Source organism: Streptomyces sp. NPDC028308, assembly GCF_055565855.1.
Genome location: NZ_JBVHTO010000008.1, coordinates 302,857 through 327,972 on the forward strand (window position 1 = coordinate 302,857; position 25,116 = coordinate 327,972).

General features: G+C 73.5%; 17 protein-coding genes and 1 pseudogene. 9 read left to right on the forward strand and 9 right to left on the reverse strand.

Translation table 11 applies throughout. The features are described from left to right. Positions 1-105 precede the first annotated feature (105 nt). Genes ACZ4VA_RS20280 through ACZ4VA_RS20290 form a run of 3 tightly spaced genes read right to left on the reverse strand, consistent with a single transcriptional unit; the run spans position 106 to position 7,237 of the window. Positions 106-1,134: an ABC transporter ATP-binding protein gene (locus tag ACZ4VA_RS20280; RefSeq protein WP_355790537.1), complete on the reverse strand. Its 1,029-nt coding sequence runs from the start codon at positions 1,132-1,134 to the stop codon at positions 106-108. Next, positions 1,131-4,067 (reverse strand): ABC transporter permease, encoded by a 2,937-nt coding sequence (locus ACZ4VA_RS20285; RefSeq protein WP_468082295.1) that lies wholly within the window; start codon positions 4,065-4,067, stop codon positions 1,131-1,133. The genes ACZ4VA_RS20280 and ACZ4VA_RS20285 overlap by 4 nt, the downstream gene beginning before the upstream one ends. Further along, on the reverse strand, positions 4,064-7,237 hold the full coding sequence (locus tag ACZ4VA_RS20290) for an FtsX-like permease family protein (RefSeq protein WP_468082296.1): 3,174 nt from the start codon (positions 7,235-7,237) through the stop codon (positions 4,064-4,066). Before ACZ4VA_RS20290 ends, ACZ4VA_RS20285 begins: the two co-directional genes overlap by 4 nt. Before the next feature lie 185 nt (positions 7,238-7,422). On the opposite strand from ACZ4VA_RS20290, the gene ACZ4VA_RS20295 reads away from it, so the two are divergent. Further along, entirely contained in the window at positions 7,423-8,160 is a 738-nt protein-coding gene (locus ACZ4VA_RS20295; protein ID WP_388904893.1) for an ABC transporter ATP-binding protein, read from the forward strand. 76 nt (positions 8,161-8,236) lie between these two features. Here ACZ4VA_RS20295 and ACZ4VA_RS20300 read toward each other — a convergent pair whose 3' ends face one another. From ACZ4VA_RS20300 to ACZ4VA_RS20315, 4 genes are all read right to left on the reverse strand, one after another. Further along, a complete protein-coding gene (locus ACZ4VA_RS20300; RefSeq protein ID WP_355786007.1) occupies positions 8,237-9,112 on the reverse strand; it encodes a geranyl diphosphate 2-C-methyltransferase in 876 nt (291 codons plus the stop codon). A gap of 54 nt (positions 9,113-9,166) precedes the next feature. Continuing rightward, entirely contained in the window at positions 9,167-10,225 is a 1,059-nt protein-coding gene (locus ACZ4VA_RS20305; protein WP_356174031.1) for a family 2 encapsulin nanocompartment cargo protein terpene cyclase, read from the reverse strand. A gap of 20 nt (positions 10,226-10,245) precedes the next feature. Further along, positions 10,246-11,688: a family 2B encapsulin nanocompartment shell protein gene (locus ACZ4VA_RS20310; RefSeq protein ID WP_468082297.1), complete on the reverse strand. Its 1,443-nt coding sequence runs from the start codon at positions 11,686-11,688 to the stop codon at positions 10,246-10,248. Positions 11,689-12,151: 463 nt separating this feature from the next. Beyond that, positions 12,152-12,691, reverse strand: a complete 540-nt coding sequence (locus tag ACZ4VA_RS20315) for a TetR/AcrR family transcriptional regulator (RefSeq protein ID WP_355793349.1) — start codon at positions 12,689-12,691, stop codon at positions 12,152-12,154. A gap of 171 nt (positions 12,692-12,862) precedes the next feature. Between ACZ4VA_RS20315 and ACZ4VA_RS20320 the strand changes: the two genes are divergently transcribed. From ACZ4VA_RS20320 to ACZ4VA_RS20330, 3 genes are all read left to right on the forward strand, one after another. Continuing rightward, a complete protein-coding gene (locus ACZ4VA_RS20320) occupies positions 12,863-13,876 on the forward strand; it encodes a zinc-binding dehydrogenase (protein ID WP_452921021.1) in 1,014 nt (337 codons plus the stop codon). A gap of 190 nt (positions 13,877-14,066) precedes the next feature. After that, a complete protein-coding gene (locus ACZ4VA_RS20325) occupies positions 14,067-15,611 on the forward strand; it encodes a hypothetical protein (protein ID WP_468082298.1) in 1,545 nt (514 codons plus the stop codon). Between the two features lie 38 nt (positions 15,612-15,649). After that, positions 15,650-16,111 (forward strand): hypothetical protein, encoded by a 462-nt coding sequence (locus ACZ4VA_RS20330; protein WP_355794136.1) that lies wholly within the window; start codon positions 15,650-15,652, stop codon positions 16,109-16,111. 34 nt (positions 16,112-16,145) lie between these two features. Here the strand turns inward: ACZ4VA_RS20330 and ACZ4VA_RS20335 are convergent, their stop codons facing one another. Continuing rightward, positions 16,146-17,081: a LysR family transcriptional regulator gene (locus tag ACZ4VA_RS20335; protein WP_388904890.1), complete on the reverse strand. Its 936-nt coding sequence runs from the start codon at positions 17,079-17,081 to the stop codon at positions 16,146-16,148. Positions 17,082-17,215: 134 nt separating this feature from the next. Here ACZ4VA_RS20335 and ACZ4VA_RS20340 point away from each other — a divergent pair, with 134 nt between their 5' ends. The 3 genes from ACZ4VA_RS20340 (at position 17,216) to ACZ4VA_RS20350 (ending at position 20,903) form a co-directional block, all read left to right on the forward strand. Further along, positions 17,216-18,484 (forward strand): MFS transporter, encoded by a 1,269-nt coding sequence (locus tag ACZ4VA_RS20340; RefSeq protein WP_388904889.1) that lies wholly within the window; start codon positions 17,216-17,218, stop codon positions 18,482-18,484. A gap of 193 nt (positions 18,485-18,677) precedes the next feature. Further along, on the forward strand, positions 18,678-20,570 hold the full coding sequence (locus ACZ4VA_RS20345) for an SMI1/KNR4 family protein (protein WP_468082299.1): 1,893 nt from the start codon (positions 18,678-18,680) through the stop codon (positions 20,568-20,570). Between the two features lie 33 nt (positions 20,571-20,603). Further along, the gene (locus ACZ4VA_RS20350) at positions 20,604-20,903 is read left to right on the forward strand and encodes a YciI family protein (protein WP_355792534.1); all 300 of its coding nucleotides are present in this window, start codon (positions 20,604-20,606) and stop codon (positions 20,901-20,903) included. Between the two features lie 175 nt (positions 20,904-21,078). On the opposite strand, the pseudogene ACZ4VA_RS20355 reads toward ACZ4VA_RS20350, so the two are convergent. Then, positions 21,079-21,327 (reverse strand): annotated as a pseudogene (locus tag ACZ4VA_RS20355) (hypothetical protein); the annotation flags it as partial. Positions 21,328-21,384: 57 nt separating this feature from the next. Here ACZ4VA_RS20355 and ACZ4VA_RS20360 point away from each other — a divergent pair. Beyond that, a complete protein-coding gene (locus ACZ4VA_RS20360; RefSeq protein WP_356174054.1) occupies positions 21,385-21,852 on the forward strand; it encodes an SRPBCC family protein in 468 nt (155 codons plus the stop codon). Positions 21,853-22,338: 486 nt separating this feature from the next. Beyond that, the gene (locus tag ACZ4VA_RS20365) at positions 22,339-25,107 is read left to right on the forward strand and encodes a PQQ-dependent sugar dehydrogenase (protein WP_468082357.1); all 2,769 of its coding nucleotides are present in this window, start codon (positions 22,339-22,341) and stop codon (positions 25,105-25,107) included. Positions 25,108-25,116: the final 9 nt, after the last annotated feature.

The window sequence follows — 25,116 nt, forward strand, 5'->3', positions numbered from 1 at the left end:
CGTCCTACTGGAATAGCCCCTGACCTGTCATGATGGAACTGGCATAACTCCCATGACTTCGACGCAATGTGACGGAGCTTCTGGTGGCTCCGGACCTCGCCCTGGTCAGGCTCCGGCGTCCGGGGCCGGAGTGTCCGGCCAGACGCCGATGTGGTCGCGTTCGAGCTGGAGCATGACCCGGTGCTCCATCGACAGGGACTCCACGTACTCCGACGGAAGCTGGAGTCGGCCCGCGCGGTCGAGCATCGCGTACTCGTGGGCCTCGACCGACGTGCGACCGCCCTCGTCGACCGTGGTCCGGCGCAGCGTCTCCGTGGATGTGCGTCCGTCGCGGATGGCGACGGTACGGCGGACCTCGTTCGCGACGGCCTGGTCGTGGGTCACCACCAGTACGGTGGTGCCCAGTTCGTCGTTGGCGCGCCGGAACGCCGCGAAGACGTCGGCGGCCGTGGCCGAGTCGAGTTCACCGGTGGGCTCGTCGGCCAGCAGCAGCGAAGGGTTGTTGGCGAGCGCCACCGCGATGGCGACCCGCTGCTGTTCGCCGCCGGAGAGCGCGGCGGGACGGCGGTCGGAGCGGTCCGCGACGCCGAGCAGGCCGAGCAGGTCGTGCGCGCGCTCGGCGGCCGCCGCACGGGCCTTGCGGCCGCCGCGGCCCGCGAGCCGGATCGGCAGGGCGACGTTCTGCGCCACGTCCAGGTAGGGCAGCAGGTTGCGCGAGGTGCGCTGCCACACGAAGCCGACGGTCTCGCGCCGATAGGCGAGGCGCTCGCGGGCGCGCATGGTCAGCAGGTCCCGTCCGGCGACCCGGGCCGCGCCGGCGGTCGGCACGTCGAGGCCGGCCAGGATGTTCATCAGCGTCGACTTGCCGCTGCCGGAAGCACCCACGAGTGCGGTCAACTCCCCCTCGCGGACTAGCAGGTCGAGCCCTTGCAGGGCCTGCACCTCGACACCGTCGGCGGTGAAGACCCGGACGAGCCGGTCGCAGACGACGAGCGCGTCCCGGCCGTGGACGGGGCGTTCGCGCCCCGCCCGCTCCTCCAGTTCGGCGAGGGTGCGGCGGGTCCGGGAGCCGTCCGGCTCGCCCGCCGCGCCGGCCGGACGGGACCCGGCCGAGGACGGCTGGGGCACGGTCATGAGGGCTCCTCCTGCGTGCGTTCGGTCGAATTCGCCGCGGTGGGGCTCACCCCGGCGGGGTCGCTGGTGCCCGGAAGGCCAGGGGTGCGTCCGGCGCCGGGAGGCGCAGCGTCCCTGAGGCTGCCCGGGCCGGCCTCGCGGGCCCGGGGCCACCTGCGTCGGCCGCCCGGATCGCCCGCCCGGCGTGTGTGCAGCACCGTGACGACGGCCGCGAGCACCAGGACCGCGGCGGCGGGCAGCACCAGGGCAGTGGGCGCGGCGTGCAGCGCGGGGTGGAAACCCTCGGGGACGGTCGTGCCGTCCGGCCCTGCGGGGGCGGTGCCGACGGCGAGCAGCCGCAGGTCGACCGCCGGGCCCGCGAGGGCGATCGCGACCCAGCCGGTGACGGCGCCGCCGACGGCTGCGGTCACCGCGAGCGGCACCGCCTCCAGCAGGGCGAGACGGCGGCTCTGCCGGGCCCCGAGGCCCAGTGTGCGCAGCCGGCCGAGGAATGCGGCGCGGGCGTCGGCGTCGTGGAGCAGGGACAGCGCGAGCGCGAGGGCGGCGAGCGCGCCCGCGGCGCCGACCGCCGCGGCGTAGACGCGGAACGTGCCCTCCTGGAGCGGCGGGGCCGCGTACCGTGCCCGCACTTCCGAGCGGAGTACGGCGCGCACGGGCGTGGAGCCCTTGGCGCGGGCCGCGCGTTCGAGGGCCGTCGCACCGGCCGGGGTGCCGGTGACCAGCAGGCTCGTCGCGCCCCCGGCCCGCATCAGGGTCTGGTCGAGAAGGAGGAACGCACCGTGCCCGACGGCCGGTGTGCTCGTACGGGCGGCGGTGACGCGCACGGTGAGGGTGCGGCCGAACGCCTGGACCCGCTGCGGTCCCGTGCCCAGGCGGCGGGCGAGGCCAGGAGAGGCGACCGCGCCCAGGGCGCCGCTCCGGGGCTGGAGGGCGGCCGCGGGGAAACCGCCGTTGCCGGTGGAGCGGGACAGCCGCGCGTACGCCCCGGCGGGGACGGCGACGGCGGTGACCCGGTGGCCCCCCACTTGCCCGTCGGTGTCGGTGCCCACCGAGGTGACCGAGCGGACGCCGGGCAGGGCGGCCACGGCGTCCCGCGCCCCGGCGGGCAGCCGGCCGCCGCCCAGGACGTCGACGCGGGCGTCCGCACCGGTGGCGAGCAGTGCCGCGCGGTCCCGGGCGGCCGTGGTGCCGAGAAGGACGGAGCCGCCGAACGCGGCCGTGGTCAGGGCGATCACGAGGGCGCACAGCGGGAACGCGGTTGCGGCCGGGGCGCGTCCGGCGCGGGCCAGCGCGAGGAACACCACCGGACCGCGCAGCCGCGCCGTCGAACGGGCGGCACTCCGCAGCAGCGGCGGGGTCAGCCGCAGCAGCAGAAGCGCTCCGAGCAGCGCGGTCAGTACGGGAACGACGGCGACCGCCGCCGTCGAGTCCGCGCCCGCGGCGCGCAGCGCCACCAGGGAACCGGCCGTCAGGAGCACGATCGTCGCCTCGGCGACGAGGCGGCGGCGTCCGGGGCGTACGGCGGCGAGGTCCTCGCGCTCGTCGTGCGCGCGCGGCACCCGGTGAACGGCGACGACGAGCAGCGGCGGTGTCAGGCAGACGAGGACGGCGACGGCCGCGACCGCGAGGACGGCCGGTGCTTCGCGCCCGTCGGGCAGCACCAGTCGCGCGAGCAGCAGGCCGACGGCCGCCGCGGGCAGCGTGGTCACGGCCGTCTCGGCGCCGGTACGGGCGGCCAGGGAGATCAGGCCGGCGCCCCGGGCGCGCAGCAGCGCGAGTTCGGGGGCGCGGCGACGGGTGAGGAGAGCCGCCGTGGCGGTCAGGACGAGCGCGGCGACGGCGGCGGCTCCGGTGAGGCCCGCCGTGACGAGCGGGTTGACGGCTTCTCTCTGCCGGTTGTGGGCGGCTGCCACGTCGCCGAGTTGTGTGGTGACGGCGGCGCTGGGCCCGGCGAGGGCGCGTAGCCGCAAGGACGCGGGGCCCTGGCGCAGGGACGCGGCGGCGCGGACGATCCCTTCGGCGTCCTCGCCGGTGAGCGCGTCCGTGTCGGGGATGAACCGCCAGGCGAGTTCGGGCTGGGTCTGGGTGCCGAGCAGCACGGGTGCGGCCTCGGCGGGCAGCAGCAGCGCCGCCGACCAGTACAGGGCCGGGAGTCTGTCGCTGGTGGCGGCCATGCCGGGAGTACCGAGCTGCGGATCGGCCGACCAGTACGGGCCCGCAGGCGCGCGCGGGCGCAGGATCGCGGTGATGGTGAACTCGGGCCCCTGGGAGCCGTTCTCGTAAGCGGTCGGCACCGTGCTGCCGACATGCAGCCGCAGCGCGCGGGCGGTGGCCTCGGTGACGGCGGCTTCCGCGGTGCGGGTGGTCTCGGTGGTGTCGTGCGCGGCGCGCGGCAGCCGGCCCCGCAGCACCCGGGCGTGCTCGTCGAGGCCGCCGAGCGCGTGCACGCTGAAGTGCGGCGGGACGGCCTCGGGGCGGGGCAGCGCGGGGTCTGTGCCCAGGAGCTGGTGGGTGGTGCGGACCTCCGCCACGGCGTTCTCGGCCCGGGTGGTCAGCGGCGCGGGGAACGTCCGGGGTGCCCTGTGCGTCACCCGGGCGAGTGCTTCCGGGGCGACGGCGGCGGCGCGTTCACGTGTCCCGAGCGCCAACGAGGGCTGCGGCGCCGTCAGTTCGACGACCGTGCGGGGGGTTCCCGCGTCGGTGAGGGCCGCGTGCAGGGCCCGTGAGGCGACGGCGTCGTCGGCGCGCGGCAGCGCCGCGGCGACGAACGCGACGAAGCAGGTGAGCGCGGCGAGCGCGAGCACCGCCCGGGGTGCGGCGCGCAGCCGGGTCCGCAACCACGGGGCGGGGACCCGGTGCGTGTGGCGCCGGCGTGGGACCTCCCGCGCCGCCGCCGCGTCGCGGTCGGTCCGCTCGGCGTGACGGATGGTCATGCGGGCTCCGTTCCGGTGCCCGCGGGGATGCGGGTCGCGTGGCGGGCGAGCAGGACGGTGACCACGACGGGCGCCGTGGCCACGGCGGCGAGCAGCAGGAGGACGTGCGGAACGGGCAGGTCCGTGACGGCGGTGGGCACGGGCCGGGCGCCGGTGGCGGTGCGCACGGTGTACGGGACCACGGCGTGCACCAGCAGGACGCCGAGGACGGTGCCGGAGACCAGGCCGGTGACGAGGTGCGCGGCGTTCTCCGCCGCGATGAGCAGCATGGGCAGCCTGCGGGGCGCGCCGAGCGCGCTCAGCACGGCGAACTCCGGCCGGCGGACCCGCGCCGTCGCGGCCCAGGCCGCCGCGAGGCCGAGCGCGGCGAGGACGACGGCCGCCTCGGCCGTGGCCCACAGTGCGCCGCGCACTCCGCCGCTGAGCGGATCGGCGAGGAGCCGGGCGACGGTCTCGTCGCGCACGGCCACGGTGGCTCCCGGGTGCGCGGCGCGCAGCGCGGCGGCGGCCTGTTCCGTGCGGCCGGGGGCGGGCCCGGCCCACCACTCGTTCGGGGCGAGAGGGGCGCGGCCTCGGGCGGTCAGCCAGGCGTCGGCGGCGGCCAGGTCCACGACGAGGGCGCCGCCGGTGCCGGTGGTGGGGAAGGAGCGAGCGGTGGCGGCGAGCCGCACCCGCAGGGTCTCTCCGGAGAGGGTGACGTCGACGGTGTCGCCCGCGTGGGCTCCGGTGGCTCGCAGGTAGGCGTCGGTGGCGAGCGCGGGCAGCACCGCCGGGACGCGGGGCTGCGCGCCGGGACGAAGCCGCACGGTGACGGTGGCGGACGCGGGGTCGGCGGCGCCGGTGCGGTAGCCGACCGTGACGGCGTTCCCGTCGACGCGCGGGCGCAGTGCGCGGGGCGGATCGTCGAGGGTGCCGCGGGTGACGGTGGCGTCGGCGCTCCAGGTCAGTGCGGCGGGAAGGTCCAGGGCGCGGACGGTGTCGCCGCGGCGCGCGGTGTGGAGCGCCTCGATGCGCAACGCGGCGGCGCGGTCGCGGCCGGGGACGGGGCTCTCCGCGTCGATCCCGGTCAGAATGAGCGGGCCGGCGGGGGCGGCACGCGTGGTGTCCGCGGTGGTGTCGAGGGCGGCGCGCAGCCGGTGGACGCGGCCGTCGGCCGGCAGTCCGCCCGCGGACAGCCGGTAGGCGGTGCCGTGCCGGTCGGTGACGACCACCGACAGCAGCGTGGCCCTGCCGTCGTCACTCGCGGACTCCCGCCGGTCAGTCCGCGCGTCGATGAGGAGCGCGCGGGCATCGGGGGGCAGGACCGCGCGGGTACCGGACACGGTGGGGCGCGCCGCGGCGGGCGCCGCGAGTGGGTCGGCGTCGGCGAGCGCGGGCCGCAGCAGGACGACGGACCGCAGGGCGGTGGTGTCGGCGGCGAGCACGGTGGCCTGCGGGCCTTCGGCGCGGTGTACGGGCGCCACGGTCGTCAGGTCCGGCACGCCGTCGACGCGGCCGGTCTGTCCGGGGCCGGCCGGGCGCGCGTCGGTCACGCGCAGCGGGGCGCCCACCGTGTGGTCGGCCTGGTCGTGCTGGGAGGTGCGCCAGGAGGAGTTCTGCCCGACGGCGAGCAGCCCGGTGGCCAGGGTGAGGACGAGCAGCAGAACCGGCGCGGTGGCAGTGGCGGGCCGTCGGGCGAACTGCCGGCACGCGAGGGCGGCGCCCGCGCCACGGCCGCGGGCGGCGATCCGCTCGGCGGCGCGTGCGGCCCACGGAAGCAGCCGCAGCATCAGCACGGTGGCAGCGAGGAGGGTGAGTGCCGGTGCGCAGGCGGCGACCGGGGTGAGGGTGTCGCCGGAGCGCAGCGGGAGCCAGGCCGCGGCGGCGAGGACGACAAGGGCGAGGTCCGCGCCGGCTCGGGCGGGTCCCGGCAGCGCCCGCGCGCGTGCGGTCGCGCCGTCGCCCCGGGTGGGGGTGGCGGTGGCGAGGACGACGACTGCCCCGGCGAGGGAGGTCGCGGCGCCGACCAGGAACACGGCGCCGGTCAGCGGGGCGCGCGCGGCGTCGGCGGCGAAGAGGCCGGCCAGCGGGCGTGCGGCGAGGACGGCGACGGCGGCCGCGGGCACCGCCAGGCACGCCGCCTCCACGGCTGCGACGGCGGCCAGCGCGCGGGCGGAGGCGCCACGGGCGTAGAGCACCGTCGTCTCGGCGGTGCGCCGCTCGCGCAGCAGCCGGGCGACGAGCAGCAGGACGCCGGTGGCCAGGACGACGAGGTGGACGGCCGCGGTCAGCAGTGACGTCGCGGCGACCGAACGCGCCGTGGCCGCCTGGTCGAGGAGCGCGGGCAGCTTCGTGGCCACGACGGCGGAGCCGCCCAGCTCGGGCGCGCCGCGCAGTGCGGCGCGGGCCCGCACGACATCGGCCCGCAGGGCGCCGGAGTCGGCGACGGTGACGCGGCGCGTGTCGGCGGTGACGCTCCACGCGGTGCTGTCGGTCGCCACCCGGCCCGTGGTGAACGCCTCGGCGGAGGTGAGCAGGGGCCCGTACGTCGTGAAGGAGACCGTCGCCGCGCCACGGCCGCGCAAGGGGTCGAGCCGCCAGTACGGATCGGACGCGTCCTGTGGCTCGTAGACCCCGGTGACGGTGACGCGCAGCGCCCGGGAGTCGAGCCGCCCGGTGAGGCGCAGGGTGTCGCCCGCGCGGACGCCGAGCCGTTCGGCGGCCACCCGGGGCACGGCCACGGCGACCCGGCGCGCGGTGCCGGCGGACGGCAGCCGCCCGGAGACCAGGCGTACGCGGCCGGTGTCGAGGGTGGCCAGCTGGGTGAGGTCGGGCCGGTCGCGGTCACCGCCGGGCAGCGCGTAGGTGACGGAGCGTTCGCTCTCCCGGACCGTGACGGGCAGCCCGTCGTACGCGGCACGGGCCTGCCGGGCCACGGTGTCGCGGGCCCTGTCCCGCTCTCCCCCGGGCACGTCGGCGGTGATCCGCAGCGCGGTGTCGGCTCGGTGGTCGGTGGCGGCGAGGGTGCGGCGCAGCGCGGCGTCCCCGGCGGCGGTGGAGAAGGCGGCCAGGGCGGTGAGCACCGTGGCTGAGAGGGTCACCGCGAGTACGGCGGCGAGCACCGGCAGCCGGTGCGCGAGAATCCGCCGCGTCCCCCAGGTCAGCACGCAGACCCCCGTCCCGTTCGCCACGACGTCGACTGCCGTTCCCCGGACGGCAGTTCGAGCCGGAGCGCGAGGATCATAACCCTGCGCCTCCGCATGACCGCGACCGCACGGCGCACGTTGTCTCGCGGGACGCGTCCGCATAGGGTGACCGCCCGTCCGGGTGGCGGGCACGCGGATGTCCGCCGGACGGCACGGAACAGGGTGGGGCGATGACCGGAGACAGAGTGGAGCACGGCGCGGAGCCGATGGTCCGCGTGGTGGACGTACACCGCGGCTATGGACGCGGACCCTCGGCGGTGCAGGCACTGCGCGGAGTGTCGCTCACGGCGCGGCGTGGACGGCTGACCGCGGTGCGCGGGCGCTCGGGCGCGGGCAAGACGACGCTGCTGAACATCGTGGGCGGCCTGGTCCGGCCGGACCGGGGCCGGGTACTCCTGGACGGCACCGACCTGTCCGCCCTGCCCGAGGCCCGGCTCCGTGAACTGCGCCGGGACCGGGTCGGGTTCGTCTTCCAGGACTTCGGCCTGCTGCCCGTGCTCACGGCGGCCGAGAACGTGGGCGTGCCGCTGAGGCTGCGCCGGCGGCAGCGCGCGGAGCGCGACGAGCGGGTGCGGGTGCTCCTGGCCCTCGTGGGTCTGGCCGACCACGCGCGGCAGCGGCCCGACGAGCTCTCCGGCGGGCAGCAGCAGCGGGTGGCGGTGGCGCGGGCGCTCGCCAACCGGCCCGCTCTCCTGATCGCCGACGAGCCGACCGGGCAACTCGACGCGCACACCGGCCTGGCCGTGATGGAGCTGCTCCGTGCCGTGGTGGACAGCGAGGGGGTCACCGCTCTCGTGGCCACCCACGACACCCGCCTGCTCGACCTCGCCGACGACGTGTGGGAACTGAACGACGGCACGGCCCGCCTCACCAGCCCGCCGCCCGCGGTCGCACACGCGTCGGCGTAGACGCCGGACCGGGTCCGTCGCCGTGCACGGCACCTGCCGTCGCCACGCCGGCGGACCCTGGCGTCCGCGACGGAACCTAGACCCGGTCGGCCGCGATCAGCAGATACTGGAAACTGCCGTTGCGATAGGCGTCCAGGAAGGTCTCCTCGATACCGGTGACCAGGTGGTCGGCCTGCCGGCGCAGGTCCCAGTACGGAATGGTCGCCGCCGTCAGATCCTCCACGTGCACGGGCACGAGCCGGTTGCGCGCCATGGCGCGGAAGTACTCGGACCGCGGGTGGATGTCGCAGATGTAGTGGGCGTTGATGAGCGACACCTCACGGGAGGCCCGCCCGTAGGTGTCGTTGTAGCAACCGGTGATGACCACGTACCGTCCGCCGCGGCGCAGCAGGCGGGCGTGCTCGGCGAAGAGCAGGTCCAGCTCGACGTACATCGTGGACTCGTTGTTCCAGGACGCCGCGTAGGCACCGGACTTGAGTCCGGTGTCGAGCATGTTCCGGTGGTGGTAGCGCACCTTGTGGTCGATACCGCGCTTGCGGGCCTGCTCGTTGGCGAACTCGGCCTGCTTGGCGGAGAGGGTGACCCCGTCGGCGTGGCAGCCGTAGCGCAGGTTCGCGGTGACGCTGCCTCCGCCCCGACCGCAGCCCGCGTCGAAGACCCGGTCGTCCGGCGAGAGTTCACCCAGGTGGGAGGCCAGCAGTTCCGCCTGCGCGTGCTCCAGCCGGTGCAGTTCGTGCGTGATGCGCTCGCGGCGCCGGTCCGGGTCCGGTTCGTCCAGCACCGAGGCGTCGGCGCCGCCGATGCCGTAGTGGTGGTGGTAGAGGTCATCGATCTTCCCGAGCTCGAGGTTGACCGGGTTCTCCTCGGCGTTCCAGTACTCCGCGACACGGTTCTGGTACGTGGACTGGGCTGGCACCGGTGCGGACGTGACTGCGGTGGGGACGGTGGTCAACGGTGACTCTCCTCGCTTTGACACTGTGCTGACGTGCTGGCGGAACCGCTCGGCCTACCAGTAGTTGGGCAGGCTGTAGCGGTGGCTGTTGGTGGCGTGCCACTCGTGGTTGCCGGACACCCAGTCGGCGAGGCCACGGGCGTACCTTTCGACGAGCGGCGAGGTGGCCGAGAGGGCGGCGGCCTCCGCCTCGAAGGCGTCCATGATCTGGTTGTGGATCTCGACGCTCTTCAGATAGGCGGCCTTGAGGCCGCACTGGTCGTTCGCGGCGACCACCTGGGGCAGGTTCAGGTGGTCGGGATCGCTCGCCAGCTCCTTGGTGTAGGAGTACAGGTCGTTGACGATCGTCGTGGCGTTGCAGGCCAGGGCCGTGATCCGCTGGATCTCCGGTCGGGCGTACACCACTTCGGGCAGTTCGTAGCCGTCGACGGCGTCCACGATGGACAGGCAGGGCCGGAAGTTGTTGAACTGCCGCATCACCAGGTACTCCCAGATGTCCGGCACGTACCTGGTCTCCGCCCAGGCGGCCTCACCGAGGTACCCGAGATGCAGTCGGGCGACGTCGTGCAGGAACCTGCTGGTCTGGCTGGGTGTGGCGACGGCGGCGTAGTCCTTCAGCGCCCAGTGGTACGAGCGCAGCGGGCCGTCCGCCTGTACTCCGTCGCGCCAGCGCTCCTCCAGTTCGGGAGTGCTGTGGAACGGGTCGAGCGCCGACTGGGCCACGACGAGCCGGCCGCCCAGTCCGCTGCGCGCGGCGCCCCTGCCCTCGTCCTCCTCGCAGTAGCAGCTGTCGACGATGTTCTCGGCGAGCAGGAGTTTGCCTGCGACGGTGAGGCGCTCCAGGTCGGCCGCTCCGGGGTGCTGGAGGGCCACGGCACGGCCGAACTGGAACTGGGTGAAGTCTCCCGTCCACTGCGGGGGGAACAGGTCGAGCCCGCGCGCCCATGCCTCCAGTCTCCGGTCGATCTCCGCGGCCTTCTCGGGATCGGCGGGGGCCGCCGGCCGGTACCTGAGCCCCGGGACGGCTCCACTACGCCTGGCGCGCAGGGTGGGGACGGGGTGGGGTGGGCCGGGCGGGGTGAACGCGGCTGTGTCGTCCGTGGACGTGCTCATGTGTGCGGTGCTCCACCTGTTCAGTCGGCGACGCGGCCGAGCTGGACGTTCTCCAGGACGCCGGCCGCGTCGGGCACGAGGATGGCCAGGGAGTAGTAGGCGGTGACGAGGTACTTGACGACGGCATGCTGGTCGACGCCCATGAAGCGGACGTTGAGGCCGGGTTGGTACTCCTCGGGGATTCCGGTCTGGTAGAGCCCGACGACCCCTTGGTCGGCCTCACCGGTGCGCAGCGCGATGATGCTGGTCGTGTGGGCCTTGGAGGTCGGGATCTTGGCGCAGGGCAGGATCGGGACTCCCCGCCAGGCAAGGCATTTGTGGCCGTTGATGGTCGTGGAGGCGGGCATCAGGCCGCGTTTGCCGCACTGGCGGAAGAACGCCGCGATGGCCTTCGGAGGGGCGAGGATCAGCCGCGTGCCGCGCCGCATCGCCAGCAGTTCGTCCAGGTCGTCGGGTGTCGGGGGTCCGCTGGACGTGCTGATGCGCTGCTCGAAGTCCACGTTGTGCAGGAGTCCGAACTCGCGGTTGTTCACCAGCTCCCATTCCTGGCGCTCGCGGACCGCCTCGATGGTGAGCCGCAGTTGCTCGCGTGTCTGGTCCATGGGACTGCTGTAGAGGTCGGCGACGCGGGAGTGCACGCGCAGCACGGTCTGTGTGAGGGACAACTCGTACTCGCGGGGCGCCAGTTCGTAGTCCACGAAGCCGCCCGGCAGCACCGGCTCGCCGGTGTGCCCGGCCCGGATCGGCAGGTCGGCCTCTCCGGCGCGGTTCGTCCGGCGTCGCCGGTGGCGCTCGTACGACTCCAGGTGAGCGGCGAACGAGGGTGAACGGTCGCCGAGTTCGCGGATCGCCCGCAGGGGCAGCACGAGCAGGATTCCCGCTGTCTCGGCCCGCACCGAGGTCGGCCACACGGGGTCGGACCGGCCGAGGGCCTCGTCCCCGAGGTGGTCGCCGTTCGCGGCGATCCCGTGGGACTGCTCGTCGCCGTAGGCGCCAACGGTGAACCGGCGGAAGCGGCCGTGGGCGACGAGGTGGATCTCGGTGACGGGCTGTCCGGCCCGTACGACGACCTGTCCGGGCTCGACCTCGCGGGTAGCGAAGCGGCCGGCGATCCCTTCGAGGACCTCTGTGTCCGTACAACCGCGCAGGGCGGCGAGTTCGGTCAGGGTCCCGGGGATCACCCTGATGTCGTCCGCGCCGTTGTGCTCGAAGCGGACGCGTCCTCGCCCGACGTGCAGGTGCAGTCGCCGGTTGACGCGGTACGCGCCGCCCTGGACGTCGACCCACGGCAGCGTCCGCAGCAGCCAGCGGGAGGAGATCGCCCGCATCTGTGGCTGGGATTTTGTGGTGGTCGCCAGCTGGCGGGCGGCCTGTGTCCCGAGACTGGTGCGGGCCGACCCCGAGGGCGGTGGCGGAGCCGCTTCATCGACCGCGGGACCAGTGACGCTGTCCGGTACTGACACATGCCCTCCGGGAGCTGAACGGAAGTGAAGCGAACGCCCGGTGGTGAGCGAGGTGGCCGTGCGCAGGAACAAGCGAAACAGGCGGGGCGGCATGTCAGTAAGGCGCGAAAGAGGGCGGTTTGCTCACTGAGAGGCATAAACACCGTTATGAGGCAGGAGGCGCATTGTGGATCACCTCGCGCGCCCCACCCTCTCGCGCGGGCCCAGACCGGGCGGCCGGCAGGAGGCCCCGGTCACCGCGGATGGCGTGAAGTATCACTGCCGCGACCCTCACTGGACGCCGTTACGGACGTCCGGCACCGGCACCGTGGCAATCACCATCGCGGACGCCCGGCACCGGCGTCTCGACGAAACCCACCCGTTGTCGAGTCCGCACGGGAACCCGGACGCACTCACCCACCGCCGACCGGCGGCCGACCGGTGGCGTGGCGCCCCGGCAGTCACCCGCCGACGGGCGCGGGCCTCACCCTCCGTCGGGCCTGACCCCGTCGAGCGTGAGGCCGACCAGGCCGCGGACGAGAGTCTCGTCCAGGGGCGCCCCGCTCAGCAGGACGCGCGTGAACAAGGGCCCGCTGATGGCTTCGACGACCAGACCGGCGTCCGTGCCCTCCGCCAGTTCTCCTCGTTCGACGCCCCGCCGGACCATCACGGCGGCCCGTTCGAGCCGGTCGCGCCAGTAGCCGGTACGGCAGTCGTCGAGCATGTCGTCCCGCTCCACGCTCAGGCGCAACAGGGCCCGCCCCTGCGCCGAGTCGAGCAGCCGGACCAGCGCGAGGAAGAACCGCGTCAGGTCCTCCCGGACGTCCCCGCTGTCCGGGATCGGCAGCGCGGTGTCCAGTTCCGTGGTCAGCGCGTCGAGGATCAGGTTCTCGCGGGTCTTCCACCTGCGGTAGACCGACGTCTCGTGGACTCCGGCCGCCCGGGCGACTGCGCCGACGGTCGCGCCCCGCAGTCCTTCCGCCGACAGGAGGTCCACGGTGGCGGCGAGGACGGCCCGCCTCATGCGCTCGCCGCGCCGGCGCAGCGGAGGTGCGGGGGCGGGCTCTGGTGTGGATGACGGGGCGGCGCTCATCGTCCAAGCGTAAAGCAAGTCGACCTGCGTTGGGTGTACGGTGAACGCAAGGCGACCTGCGATACGGCGCGGGGCTCGCCGCCGCACCGAGGAGACCGCCCCATGGAGCAGATGCTCGCCGCCCGACTGCACGTGCCCAGCCGCACCCTGCGCCTGGAGGAAGTGGCCCGCCCCCAGCCGGGCCCGGGGCAGGTCCTGGTCAAGGTGGAGGCGGCGGGCGTGTGCCTTTCCGACGTACACCTGATCGACGGGACGCTCACCCCGCTGCTGCTCAAGGGGGACACCGTCACCCTCGGCCACGAGGTGTCCGGCGTGATCGCCGAGGTCGGCGACGGGGTCACCGCGTGGCAGGTCGGCACGCGCGTGGTCCTGTACGCGGGTGAGGTGCGCGAAGGCGTCACCTACACCCGGGGCGTCGACTACGACGGCGGCTGGGCCGAGTACACCCTGTCGTCCGCCGACGCGCTCACCGTGCTGCCGGACGCGATCCCCTTCGAACAGGGGTCGATCATTCCCGACGCCGTCTCCACTCCCTGGGGCGCGATCACCACCACCGGTGCGGTCCGGCCCGCCGAGGCGGTCGGCGTCTGGGGCGTAGGAGGGCTCGGGGTGCACGCGGTGCAACTGCTGCGCGCGGTGGGCGCCTGCCCGGTCATCGCCGTCGACCCGAACCCCGTCGCGCGGGAACGCGCCCTCGCGGCCGGCGCCGACTTCGCCCTGGACTCGGCCGACCCCGATCTGCGCGCGACCGTCGCAACGCTCACGGGCGGCGCCGGAATCGCGGCCGCCTTCGACTTCGCGGGCGTCCCGGCCGTACGCGAGCAAGCTCTGCGTGTCCTCGCCCCCAAGGGCCGACTCGTCCTGGTCGGACTGACCGACAAGCCGCTCACCGTGTCCGACGGCACCCGGTTCAGCTACCTGCAGCAGCAGATCCTCGGCCACTACGGCTCCGACATGCCCGTCGCCCTGCCCCAGCTCCTGCGGCTGATCCAGAACGGGCGCCTGGACTTCTCCGGTTCCATCAGCGACGTGCTGCCGCTCGCGGAGGCGGCCCAGGCGGTGGAGCGGCTGGAGAAGAAGGAGGGCAACCCCATCCGACTCATCCTCCGCCCCTGACGACCGCGGCGGCGGGCTGCCCCGAGGCAGGTGGGCTGCCCTACGGCCTCCAGTACGGCACCCGACCCGGCACCGTACCGGCCCGCCGCCACCGAACGTCGATGCTCACCGGCCCCCTCGACACCGGCAGCCGTGCCACGACGCCGAAAAGCCCGCGTCCTTCACGTGCGGCGCGGGCAGTATGCCTCTCGTGAATCACGTCCTGCGCGGTCTCGCCGTCAACACCGCCCTGCCCTCCGAACTGGTCGACCGGCTGATCGCGGTCGCGGACGACGACGTCGCGGCGAGCCTGGCCGATCGCCCGGACCTCAGCCGCGCGCAGGCGGTGGAACTCGCGTCGCGCGTACCGGAGAGCGCGCTGCCCCTCGCCTACAAGGGGCGGCTGACCTCCGCCGACATCGATCCTTCGGCGCAGCCGCTCGCCGCCCTCGGCCTGCTGGAAGAGAGTTCCGGGAACCCGGAGTGGGCGCGCCTGTTCGCGGCGGATCCGCTCGTCGAGCACCGAGAGAAGCTGGCCGGCTGCCCCGGCCTCCCGCCCGACGTGGTGGAGACGCTGACCGGGGACCCGGACATACGGGTCGTCGCGGAGCTCGCCCTGTGGGCCACGGCGGATGTGGCCGCCGGCCTGGCCGGGCATCCTCACGCCGAGGTCCGACGTGCGGTGGCGTTGAACGAGACGACTCCGTCTACCGTCCTGGCCGCGCTGCTCAGCGGCGAGGGCTTGCCTCCCGCTCGCTGGTGCCTGGTCTGCGACGGCGAGACGAAGCCGTGCGTGGATGATCCGGACTGCCGGCAGCCCTCCTGCGGCCTGCCGACCGGGGCCTTCTGCGACGGAGCCCACGAGTCCACCGTGCACCTCATCCGCCAAGCCGCCCTGGGGAATCCGGCCACACCCGTCGACGCGGTCGTCGGCTTCGCCGCCCATCCGTCCGTATCGCTGCGCTGGGCACTCGCCGCCCGGCCCGACCTGCCCACGGAGGTGTACCGGCTGTTGGCCGAGGATCCCGTTCCCGGGATACGCGGTGACCTCGCGGAGAATCCCGGGATCGACGAGTCCCTGATCCGGAAGCTGGCCGACGATCGCGGACACGACGTACGGCGCAGACTGGCCCATCACCCGGACATACCGCTCGACGTGCTCGCCGGCCTGGCCGCGACCCGCAAGATCGGTGCGACTCTGCTGCCGCGGATCGCGACGGCTCGTCCCGACGAGATCGAGGCACTGGCCCAGTCGCCCGCGCCTGCCGTGCGGATGCTGGCGGCTCTACGACGGGATCTGCCCGCCGGAATCCGTGACGCGCTGGCCGACGACCCCGACGCGAAAGTGGTCATGTGCGTCGCCCCTCATCCGGGCTTCGACGAGGCACGCCTGCGAGGCATGGTGGCGCGGCACGGGACTCAGGTGATCGCGGGGGTCGCGGCCAACCCGGACGCGACCGCGGAGCTGTTGAGGGACCTGGCTCGGCACCAACCCACGCCGGCGAGGGCCTTGCGCGAGATCGCCCGGCACCCGTGTGCGACGGCCCCGGCGCTCCTCGCCTGTCTGACCGACGGACGTGCCAGGCGCGTGGCAGCGGGCCACCCGGCTCTCCCGCCATCCGCCATACGGGAGTTGCTCACGGATCCCGACTGGCTCGTGGTCGAGGCAGCGGCAGCCAACCCGTCCCTGCCGCGGGAGGCGATGTCGGCATTGGTGACTTCCCGGGGCTTTGTCCTGGACGGTTCCCCGGCTTGAGTACGCTCCCTCTGGCTGCGTGGGCGGAGGAGGCAGGCATGACGCGGAGACCGTCGACACGTGAGGCTTTGGGGGTGCTCGAAGGAGAACTGCGGTCTGGGACGTCTGCCGGTCTGGTCACGGAGGACTTCTGGCTTGCCTTCCTCCGTTTCGGCCGACGGCTGTTCGACGTCCCTGACACGCCTGACGCTGACGGCCTTCTGCTCCAGTACGGGATCTACGCGTTCGACGGTCCCGCCTCGTTCACGCTTGACCTCACCCGCCAGTTCGAGGTCTCCGGCAGGGCCGGTGACCATGACCACTACACACAGGTCCACTGCGAGCTCCGGTACGGACTCGCCCCCGACCTGGCGGCTCTGGGAAGTTTCGACTCGTGGTTCTTCCACGGCGCCGGAGACGATCTCGACCTCTGGGCCCGACGCCTGGCCGGGCGGCCTGCCTGGGCAGTGATCCGGCGGCTTCGGCCTGTCCTGGTCAGGGTCTACGAGGAGCGGGTGTAGTCGCCTCGTCGGGGCCGGTGGGTCCGGGGGCCGTTCACCGTGGGATCACCCAGTCCGGTGCCCACGTGCCGACGGCGTCGTGGCCGGGTGCCGCCGCGGCCAGGTGAGCGCGGAGCGTGGCCAGCGCCGGGTGCGGGTTGTCGCGGTGCCAGAGGAGCGAGTGCGGGTACACAGGCGTCGGGTCCGTCACCGGGATTCGGCGCAGCCCGTGGCCCGCGGGCCAGACGAGGCGGGTGTGGCCGCCCATGAAGGTGGCCAGCGACGGGGTGTCGGCGATGGTGTCGAGGAGCGCGTCGGACCCGAAGTTGGGGCCGGTGGCCTCGATGGTGAGGCCGAACTCGGCGATGAGGTCGTCGTAGTAGGCGGCCCATTCCGTCCCCGGGACGATCCCGGGCATCCAGATCCGGTGCCCGGCCAGCTGGGCGACGGTCACCGACTTGGCGCCCGCCAGTGCGTGGGCCGGGCCCGTGAGCAGCTGGAGCGGCTCGTCCAGCACCCGGCTCGCCTCGACGTCGTCGGGAAAGGGCCGCCCTGGCGCGGCGACGGCGCGGAAGGACGCGTCGATCGCGCCGGAGCGGATGGCGGCGACCGCCGTCTCGATCTCGAACAGCATCACGACATCGAGGTCGATCTCTGGGTACGCACGGTGGAAGCCGCGCATCAGTCCCGTCGCCGCGCCGCGCGAGGCGATCACGTCGACGCGCAGGGGACGACGGCCCGCGCGCACGGAGGCGGACGCGCGCTCGGCGACCCGCAGCAGCTCGCGCGCGTGAGGCAGGAACGCCTGGCCGTCGATGGTGAGTTCGGCGCCACGGGGAGTGCGGGTGAACAGCGGCACGCCGAGATCCCGTTCCAGCGCCGCGATGCGCTTCGAGACGGCCTGCTGGGTGACCGCCAGTTCGGCGGCGGCCTCCTGGAACCGTCCCGCCTCGGCGGCGGCGACGAAGGTCCGGACGGTGTCGAGGTCCATGCCCACCAGCCTAGGGGCACAACCACTGGTTGTGACTGAGGGCCTCGTGGTTGTTTGTGCGCTGCGTATGGCGCTCGCTTTGATGAAGTCGAACGCGAATCGGTTGTGCGGATGAGGGGCGGAGGGCGTCGGGCATGAAGCGCTGGCACGGGCTGGGGTGGTCGACCGGGGTTCGCCTGGGCCGGCCGTTCGGGTGGCTCTGGGGGGCGTACGGGACCAGCGCGCTCGGCACCTGGCTGGCCTTCGGCGCGTTCCCGCTGATCGCCGTCCGGGTACTGGACGCCGGGCCGGCCGAGGTCGCCGCGCTGTCCTCCGTGGGGGCCGCGGTGGGCGCGGTCGTCGCGGTGCCGCTCGGCCCGTGGGTGGAGTTCCGCAGCAAGCGGCCGGTGCTGATCGCCATGGACCTCGTGCGGTGCGCGGCACTGCTGACGATCCCCGTCGCGTTCGCGTTCGGCGTGCTCGGCTTCCTTCAGCTCCTCCTCGTCACGGTGGTCGTCGCGGCGGCCGACATCACCTTCCGTGCCGCCTCCGGCGCGTACCTGAAGACCCTGCTGCCGGCCGAGGACCTGCTCGTCGCCAACGCCCGGTTCGAGTCCACGTCCTGGACGACCACGATCGTCGGGCCTCCGCTGGGCGGTCTCGCGATCGGGCTGCTCGGCCCGGTGGCGACGGTGGTGGCCGACGCGGTCAGCTATCTGCTCTCCGCCCTGGGCATCCGCGCCATGGGCGGCCACGAGGCGCCGCCGGAAGCCCGGAAGGCGACGCGTCCGCGGGCCCGGGACCTGCTCGACGGCTGGCGGTACATCCTCGCCGACGGGACGCTGCGACCGCTGTTCTTCAACACCGCGCTGTTCAACGGACTCGTCATGGCCGCGCAGCCGCTGTTGACGGTGCTGATGCTCGGACCGCTCGGATTCGCGCCGTGGCAGTACGGCCTCGCCTTTGCCGCGCCCTCGATCGCCGGCCTGCTCGGTTCGCGGCTCGCCGGGCCGCTCGTCACCCGGTTCGGCGGACACCGGGTCCTGGTCGTGACGGGGGCACTCCGTGCGCTGTGGCCCGTCGGCCTCGCCTTCGTGGGGTCCGGGACGGGAGGGCTACTGCTGGTGATGGGCGTGGAAGCCGGGCTCATCTTCTGCTGCGGGGTCTTCAACCCCGTCCAGGCCACCTGCCGCCTGGAACGCACACCGGCCGAACGGGTCGCCCGCACGCTGTCCGCCTGGGCGGTGACGACCAAGGCATCGACCGCGCTGCTGACCGCGGTCTGGGGCCTGCTGGGCGCCCTCCTCGGCCCGCGTACCGCCATCGGCCTGGCCGGGCTCCTCCTGCTGGCGACCCCGTTGGTGCTCCCCCGCCGCACGAAGTCCGCCCCTGCCGAGCCGCGGCCGGAACCGAGCGCCGCCTGAAGTCCCGTCGCGGCGGGCGGAGGCCCCGGTTCGCCGACGCCGAGCCGCTGGTGCGAGCCGCCGCTGCCTTCGAAGCCGCCGCGTGCGTTCTCCGGTCCGGCTCCGGCCCCGCTCCCCGGCAGGCGCGCCGAGGGGGACCGTTCCGCGGAGGGGCCGCGGCCCGATTGTCAGTGGCCGGTGCCATGATCCGCGCATGACTGGCGAGCCTTTCAACTGGCAAGAACTCCTCGGGCGTTGGCAGGAGGAGTGGGTTCCTCGCGCGGGCGAGGACGAGGGCGACGAGGAGGCCACCGCTCCGCCCGGCCGGCCCGGCGCGGACGAGGCGACGATCGCCGCCGCCGAGGAGCGGCTGGGGACGCGGCTGCCTCCCTCGTACCGCGCGTTCCTCGCCGCGAGCGACGGGTGGCACGTGGACCAGACGGCCGCCGTCTATCAACTCGGCGGCGCCGCCGACATCGACTGGTTCCAGGACCCGCACGACATGACCTCCCTGTACGAACAGCACGTGGACGACACATCGCGCGAGGAGGACGTCCTCCTCGCGGGGATGTGGCGTCGGGCGCTGCGGCTGGAGACGGAGTCCGACATGTCGCACGCCCTGCTCGACCCGGGCGACCGCGACCAGGACGGCGAATGGGCGCTCTACGTCTACAAGGGCTGGAGCGGTGAATACCCGGACCGCTACCCGTCGTTCCGGGCCTACATGGAGGCCATGTACCGCAGCTTCCACGCCGACCGCGTGGAAAGACCCGACTTCGTGAACGCGACCACGCGCGCGCAGGACGCCCGTACCGAGGAAGCCCGCGTGCTGGCCCTGCGCGGGCGGTACGAGGAGGCCCTGCCGCTGCTCGAGGAGGCATCCTCCTTCGGACGGCCGCGGAGTGCCGCCCTGCTGCGCCAAGTCCGGCAGTTGCTGGCCCCGCGCGGCACTTCGGACTACGGCGATCTGGTGGCCGACGCGCGCTACCTTCCCGAGCTCCTGCCGGTCGTGGCCATGGGGGCGGCGCACGCGGCACGGTGGCCGGACGAGGGCGAGCACTGGCTCAGGATGATGGCCGCTCGGGGAGTCGACCAGGCGGTAGCCGAAGCGGTGCTGAACGCGGTGCGCGACGGCACCTACCGTTACGCGCCTCCCGGTCCCTGGGGGCGGGCCGTGGCCGAGGCCCGGGAGTCGGCCCGCTGGGGAGCGGGCGACACCGCGTGGCGGGTGCTGCGCGACGCGCTCCCGCGGTGGGAGGCGCCCGGACCCATGCTGATCGCCCCGATCGGGCTGCTCGCCGACCCGGTCCTGGGCCCGCTGGTCACCCCGGAGCGCGGGCGGGAGATCCTCGCGACACCGCGGGCCGGGGAGACGGGCCCCGCCCCCGAGCCGGTGCCCGATCTGGACCCCCCGGGTCTCTCGTGGCTGACGGAGCCGATGCCGAACGGGCAGGCATTCGACGGATACCGCTGTGTCTGGGTCGAGGACACCGACCCCGCACTCCTGCCCGCCCTGATCGGCGAGGACGGCGCCCGGCTGAGCGTGCCCGTGGACCCGCGCACGGCGTCCTGGCGGGCGCCCAGGCCCCACGAGCGCGAGGGCGTGGAGCTGTGGGAGGACCGGGCCGTCGTCTGCGTCGGCCGCACCGCCGAGGGGTGGGCCTTCGCCTTCGACGGTCACTCTCGGAGCCGTCTGGGCAAGGCGTCCCGGTCCCCCGCCGCGGCCGCGTCCTCGTCCGGCCGTGCGGTGGTCCTCTGGCGGGACGCGGCGTTCTCGACCTCCGAGGACCACCCCGCCGCGTTCCACGTGTCGGTGGCCGAACGGGGCGAAGAGCTGTACGCGTTCACCGTGCGGGGCGCGGAGGTCCTGCGCTCCGGTGCGATACCCGAAGCTCTGGACCCCGCACGGCTGTTCCGCCCACAGGACTCCGAATCGGCCCGCGAACTGGCCCTGTTGCGGGCCCTGCACGACGAACTCGGCCTCTCACTCCCCCGCTTCGCGCTGACCCGCGGGAAGCTCTCCACCTTCACCACCCGCTCCTGGACGCGGGCGCCGCGCGAGGGCGAGGCCTTCGCCTACCTCAGCTTCGTCCGCCACCGGTCCTGAGCACGGTCGGCGAGTCCGGCTAACCTGCGGATCATGTTCGTAATGGAATTGACCTACACGGCACCCATCGAGCGCGTCGAGGAGCACCTCGGGGCGCACGTGGCCTGGCTGAGCACCCTGTACGAGGAGGGCGTGGTGATCGCCTCCGGCCGCAAGGACCCGCGGACCGGCGGCATCCTGATCGCGGCGGGGATCGACCGCGCCCGCGCCGAGCGGATAGCGGCGGCGGACCCGTTCGTCGCGGCCGAGGTCTGCGAGTACCGGATCACGGAATTCATCGCGACGAAGACGGCGCCCGCGCTGGAGCGGTACCAGGAGCAACTCCCGGCGTAGGCGCCCGAAGAGGCCGCAGGATGCCTGGTCCGCTGCCTCCGAGTGCCCCTGGACCGGGTCTCCTGCGCCCGGCATCCCCACCCGGGCCGTCCACCGTGGCCCCGGCCGCCGTCGGCCGGGCGTCACCGGTCGGCGCGGGCGCGAGTGTGTGTCAGCGGTGGTCCCCGCGGGCGCGTCACGGGTGGTCGCCGTGCCGCCCGAGGATCTGCACAGGGGTCGCACCAGGACGGGTCCACCGCGGCACGGAACGGCTGGTCCCGCCCCAGGTCGTGTTCCCGTCCGCGTCCGCGCGCCAGGACCGGCACGGGTCGCGTCCCTCGAACCGGCCCTCGGGACGATCTTCCCACGCCCCACCGCGCCCGCAGGGCGTCATGTCCAGCAGCCCCAGGTACGCGTTGACCTCATCGGCGCGTGGCGTTTCGCTTCAGCGACCCGGCCGGTCGCGGGCCGCCCCGGGGCCTCGCGACCATAGACTCGGCGCATGGACCGGAGAGACCGCGCCACCCGCCTGATCGCCGCCGCACCGACGGCCGTCTACGACGCGCTCCTCCGCAGGGAGTCCCTCGAGGCCTGGTTGCCGCCGGAGGGCATGCGCGGGCGTATCGAGCGGTGGGATCCCCGGCCCGGAGGCGGCTTCCGCATGGTCCTGACCTATCTCGACGCCACCGACAGCCCCGGCAAGACCTCCGGGGGGACGGATGTGGTCGAGGTCGAGTTCGCCGACCTCGTGCCGCCGGAGCGTGTGGTGCAGCGGGCGGTGTTCGAGGCCGACGATCCCGCGTACGCGGGCACCATGACGATGACCTGGCAACTCGCCTCCGCGGGCGCCGGGACAGAGGTCACCGTGACCGCCACGAACGTGCCCTCCGGGATCGACCAGACGGTGCACGAGGTCGCGATGGCGTCTTCCCTGGCTCACCTGGCAGCCCACGTCGAAGAGGCCCGCTGACCACGTAGTCGTATGCCTGGGCGCCGCCGCCGTCGTCTCGGCCGTCACCGTCCCTGATCTCACGTTCGGCAGACCGTTCGGCCGACGCCGTCGCGGGCTGCCGTCACCGTCGCCGTTGCCGTCCTCTGCGGGCGGCCTCCTTCACACGTCCCGCGTCTCCGCGATGGACGGCTGCCGTCAACTCCATTGCTCCGCAGGCGACATGGCACTTTGTCCCGTCAGCGGAGAAAGAATGAAGATCTTGATGGAAAGGGGTTACGGGTGAGGACCAACCCCGCTAACTTCCCTGAAATGAACCGGTCATAAATCTCTTAGGCCGGGGCTCGACGGCGCGACGGCGCGCGCCTGTACTCCCTCACGGCAGTCCCTGCGGCCTGCCGCCACCCCCACCCCCGGGAGAACTCTGTGCGCACGAGAACGCGCGGACACAGACGTGTCCGTTTCCTCCTGACGGCCGCGGCGTGTGCCATCGGCCTGGCCCTGCCCATGAGCCCGGCCGCCGCCGACACGGCGGACCCCGGCGGCCGGGCCGCGTCCGCAGCCGCCGACGAGTTCCAACAGGTCACCCTCGCCAAGGGCGTGGCCGAGACCGGCGAACCCATGACCCTGGCGGTGCTGCCGAACCGGTCGGTGCTGCACACCTCGCGCGACGGCACACTCCGCCTGACCGACGCCGGAGGCACCACGAGCGTGGCGGGCACGCTGGAGGTGTACAGCCACGACGAGGAGGGCCTGCAAGGCGTCGCCGTCGACCCGGGATTCACGTCCAACCGCTTCATCTACCTCTACTACGCACCCAAGTTGAGCACGCCCGGCGGCGACGCCCCGGCGGACGGGACCTCCTCCGACTTCACCCCGTTCGACGGGGTCAACCGGCTCTCGCGGTTCGTCCTACGCTCGGACGGCACCCTGGACACGGCGAGCGAGAAGAAGATCCTCGACGTGCCGGCGTCCCGCGGCCTGTGCTGCCACGTCGGCGGTGACATCGACTTCGACGCGGCGGGCAACCTGTACCTGTCCACGGGCGACGACACCAACCCCTTCGCCTCGGACGGCTACACGCCCATCGACGAGCGCGCCTCGCGCAACCCGGCCTACGACGCCCAGCGTTCGGCGGGCAACACCAACGACCTGCGCGGCAAGGTCCTGCGTATCAAGGTGGCCGCCGACGGTTCGTACACGATCCCGTCCGGCAACCTCTTCGCGCCCGGCACCGCGAAGACCCGTCCCGAGATCTACGCGATGGGCTTCCGCAACCCCTTCCGCATGAGCGTCGACAAGGCCACCGGCACCGTCTACGTCGGCGACTACGGCCCCGACGCGGGCACCGCCAGCGCGTCCCGAGGGCCCGCCGGGCAGGTGGAGTTCAACCGCATCACCAAAGCGGGCAACTTCGGCTGGCCGTACTGCACGGGCAAGAACGACGCCTACATCGACCACGACTTCGCCACCGGCTCGGCGGGCTCGGCCTTCAACTGCGCCGCCCCGAAGAACACCTCGCCGCGCAACACCGGCCTGACCGACCTGCCCGCCGCGCAGCCCGCGTGGATCCCCTACGACGGCGGCTCCGTACCGGAGTTCGGCAGCGGATCCGAATCGCCCATGGGCGGACCGGTCTACCGCTACGACGCGAGCTCGACCTCCGAGGTGAAGTTCCCGCAGGAGTACGACGGCGACTTTTTCGCGGGCGAGTTCGGCCGCCGCTGGATCAAGCGCATCGAAGCCGCCGGCGACGGAACCGTGCAGTCCATCAACTCCTTCCCCTGGAGCGGCACCCAGGTGATGGACATGGCCTTCGGGCCGGACGGCGCCCTCTACGTCCTCGACTACGGCACGGGCTACTTCAACGGCGACGCGAACTCAGCCCTGTACCGCATCGAGCACGTCACGGGCGGCCACGCCCCGGTCGCGCAGGCCAAGGCGAACGTCACCTCCGGAAAAGCGCCCCTGTCCGTCACCTTCTCCTCCGCGGGCACTTCCGACGCGGACGGTGACGCCCTCTCCTACTCCTGGAACTTCGGCGATAGCACCACGTCCAACGCGGCCGACCCGTCGCACACCTACCCCGCCAACGGGCAGTACACGGCCACGCTCAAGGTCACCGACGCGACGGGCAAGAGCGCGACCGCCTCCGTGCAGATCACGGTCGGGAACACCGCCCCGACGGTGCGCATCGACCTGCCCGGCGACGGCGCCATCTACGACGCCGGCGCCGCGATCCCCTTCAAGGTCACGGTGACCGACCCCGAGGACGGCACCGTCGACTGCACCAAGGTCAAGGTCACGTTCATCATCGGCCACGACAGCCACGGCCACCCGCAGACCTCGACGACCGGCTGCACCGGCACCCTGCAGACCCTCGCCGACGGTGAGCACGACCCCAACGCCAACATCTTCGGCGTCATCGACGCCGAGTACACGGACAAGGGCGCGAACGGTCAGCCGGCTCTCACGACGCACGACCAGCACATCACCCAGCCCAGCCACCGCCAGGCCGAGCACTACGGTGACTCCTCGGGCGTCGAGGTCGTCAGCCACATCCCGGCCAACGGCGGCAAGACGGTCGGTTACATCGACAGCGGCGACTGGATCTCCTTCAAGCCCTACACCCTCGGCAACACCACCGCCTTCACCGCCCGCGTCTCCTCCGCCGGCGCCGGCGGCACCATCGAGGTGCGTGCCGGCTCCAAGACGGGCACGCTGCTCGGCACGGCGACCGTGCCGGTGACAGGCGGCTGGGAGACCTTCCGGGACGTGACGGCGAACCTGAGCGGCCAGCCGACCGGCTCCACCACCCTGTACCTCGTCTTCAAGGGCGGCAGCGGCTCGCTCTTCGACGTGGACGAGTTCTCCTTCACCACCACGGGCGGTACCCGGTCAGGCCCGGTCAAGGGGGTCGGCGGCAAGTGCCTGGACGTGAAGGACGCGGCCACGGCGGACGGCACGCAGGTGCAGCTGTGGTCGTGCGACGGTTCGGCCGCGCAGAAGTGGTCGGTGCCGGGCGACGGAACGCTGAAGGCGCTGGGCAAGTGCCTGGACGTATCCGGCGGCGGAAGCGCCGACGGTACGCGCGTCCAGCTGTGGACGTGCAACGGGACCGGCGCGCAGAAGTGGGCGCCCCAGTCGGACGGCACGGTCCGCAACCCGCAGTCCAGCAAGTGCCTGGACGCCTCCGGCGACACCTGGAACGACGGAACGCCGGTCCACCTGTGGACCTGCCACACCGGACCCAACCAGAAATGGACCCTGCCCTAGAAGGGAGGT

What these genes read in the sequence shown, in the direction of transcription:
- ACZ4VA_RS20280 (WP_355790537.1), bottom strand. Translation starts at nt 1,134, where the DNA reads ATGACCGTGCCCCAGCCGTCCTCGGCCGGGTCCCGTCCGGCCGGCGCG.
- ACZ4VA_RS20285 (WP_468082295.1), bottom strand. Translation starts at nt 4,067, where the DNA reads ATGACCATCCGTCACGCCGAGCGGACCGACCGCGACGCGGCGGCGGCG.
- ACZ4VA_RS20295 (WP_388904893.1), top strand. Translation starts at nt 7,423, where the DNA reads ATGACCGGAGACAGAGTGGAGCACGGCGCGGAGCCGATGGTCCGCGTG.
- ACZ4VA_RS20305 (WP_356174031.1), bottom strand. Translation starts at nt 10,225, where the DNA reads ATGAGCACGTCCACGGACGACACAGCCGCGTTCACCCCGCCCGGCCCA.
- ACZ4VA_RS20315 (WP_355793349.1), bottom strand. Translation starts at nt 12,691, where the DNA reads ATGAGGCGGGCCGTCCTCGCCGCCACCGTGGACCTCCTGTCGGCGGAA.
- ACZ4VA_RS20320 (WP_452921021.1), top strand. Translation starts at nt 12,863, where the DNA reads ATGGAGCAGATGCTCGCCGCCCGACTGCACGTGCCCAGCCGCACCCTG.
- ACZ4VA_RS20330 (WP_355794136.1), top strand. Translation starts at nt 15,650, where the DNA reads ATGACGCGGAGACCGTCGACACGTGAGGCTTTGGGGGTGCTCGAAGGA.
- ACZ4VA_RS20335 (WP_388904890.1), bottom strand. Translation starts at nt 17,081, where the DNA reads ATGGACCTCGACACCGTCCGGACCTTCGTCGCCGCCGCCGAGGCGGGA.
- ACZ4VA_RS20340 (WP_388904889.1), top strand. Translation starts at nt 17,216, where the DNA reads ATGAAGCGCTGGCACGGGCTGGGGTGGTCGACCGGGGTTCGCCTGGGC.
- ACZ4VA_RS20345 (WP_468082299.1), top strand. Translation starts at nt 18,678, where the DNA reads ATGACTGGCGAGCCTTTCAACTGGCAAGAACTCCTCGGGCGTTGGCAG.
- ACZ4VA_RS20350 (WP_355792534.1), top strand. Translation starts at nt 20,604, where the DNA reads ATGTTCGTAATGGAATTGACCTACACGGCACCCATCGAGCGCGTCGAG.
- ACZ4VA_RS20360 (WP_356174054.1), top strand. Translation starts at nt 21,385, where the DNA reads ATGGACCGGAGAGACCGCGCCACCCGCCTGATCGCCGCCGCACCGACG.
- ACZ4VA_RS20365 (WP_468082357.1), top strand. Translation starts at nt 22,339, where the DNA reads ATGAGCCCGGCCGCCGCCGACACGGCGGACCCCGGCGGCCGGGCCGCG.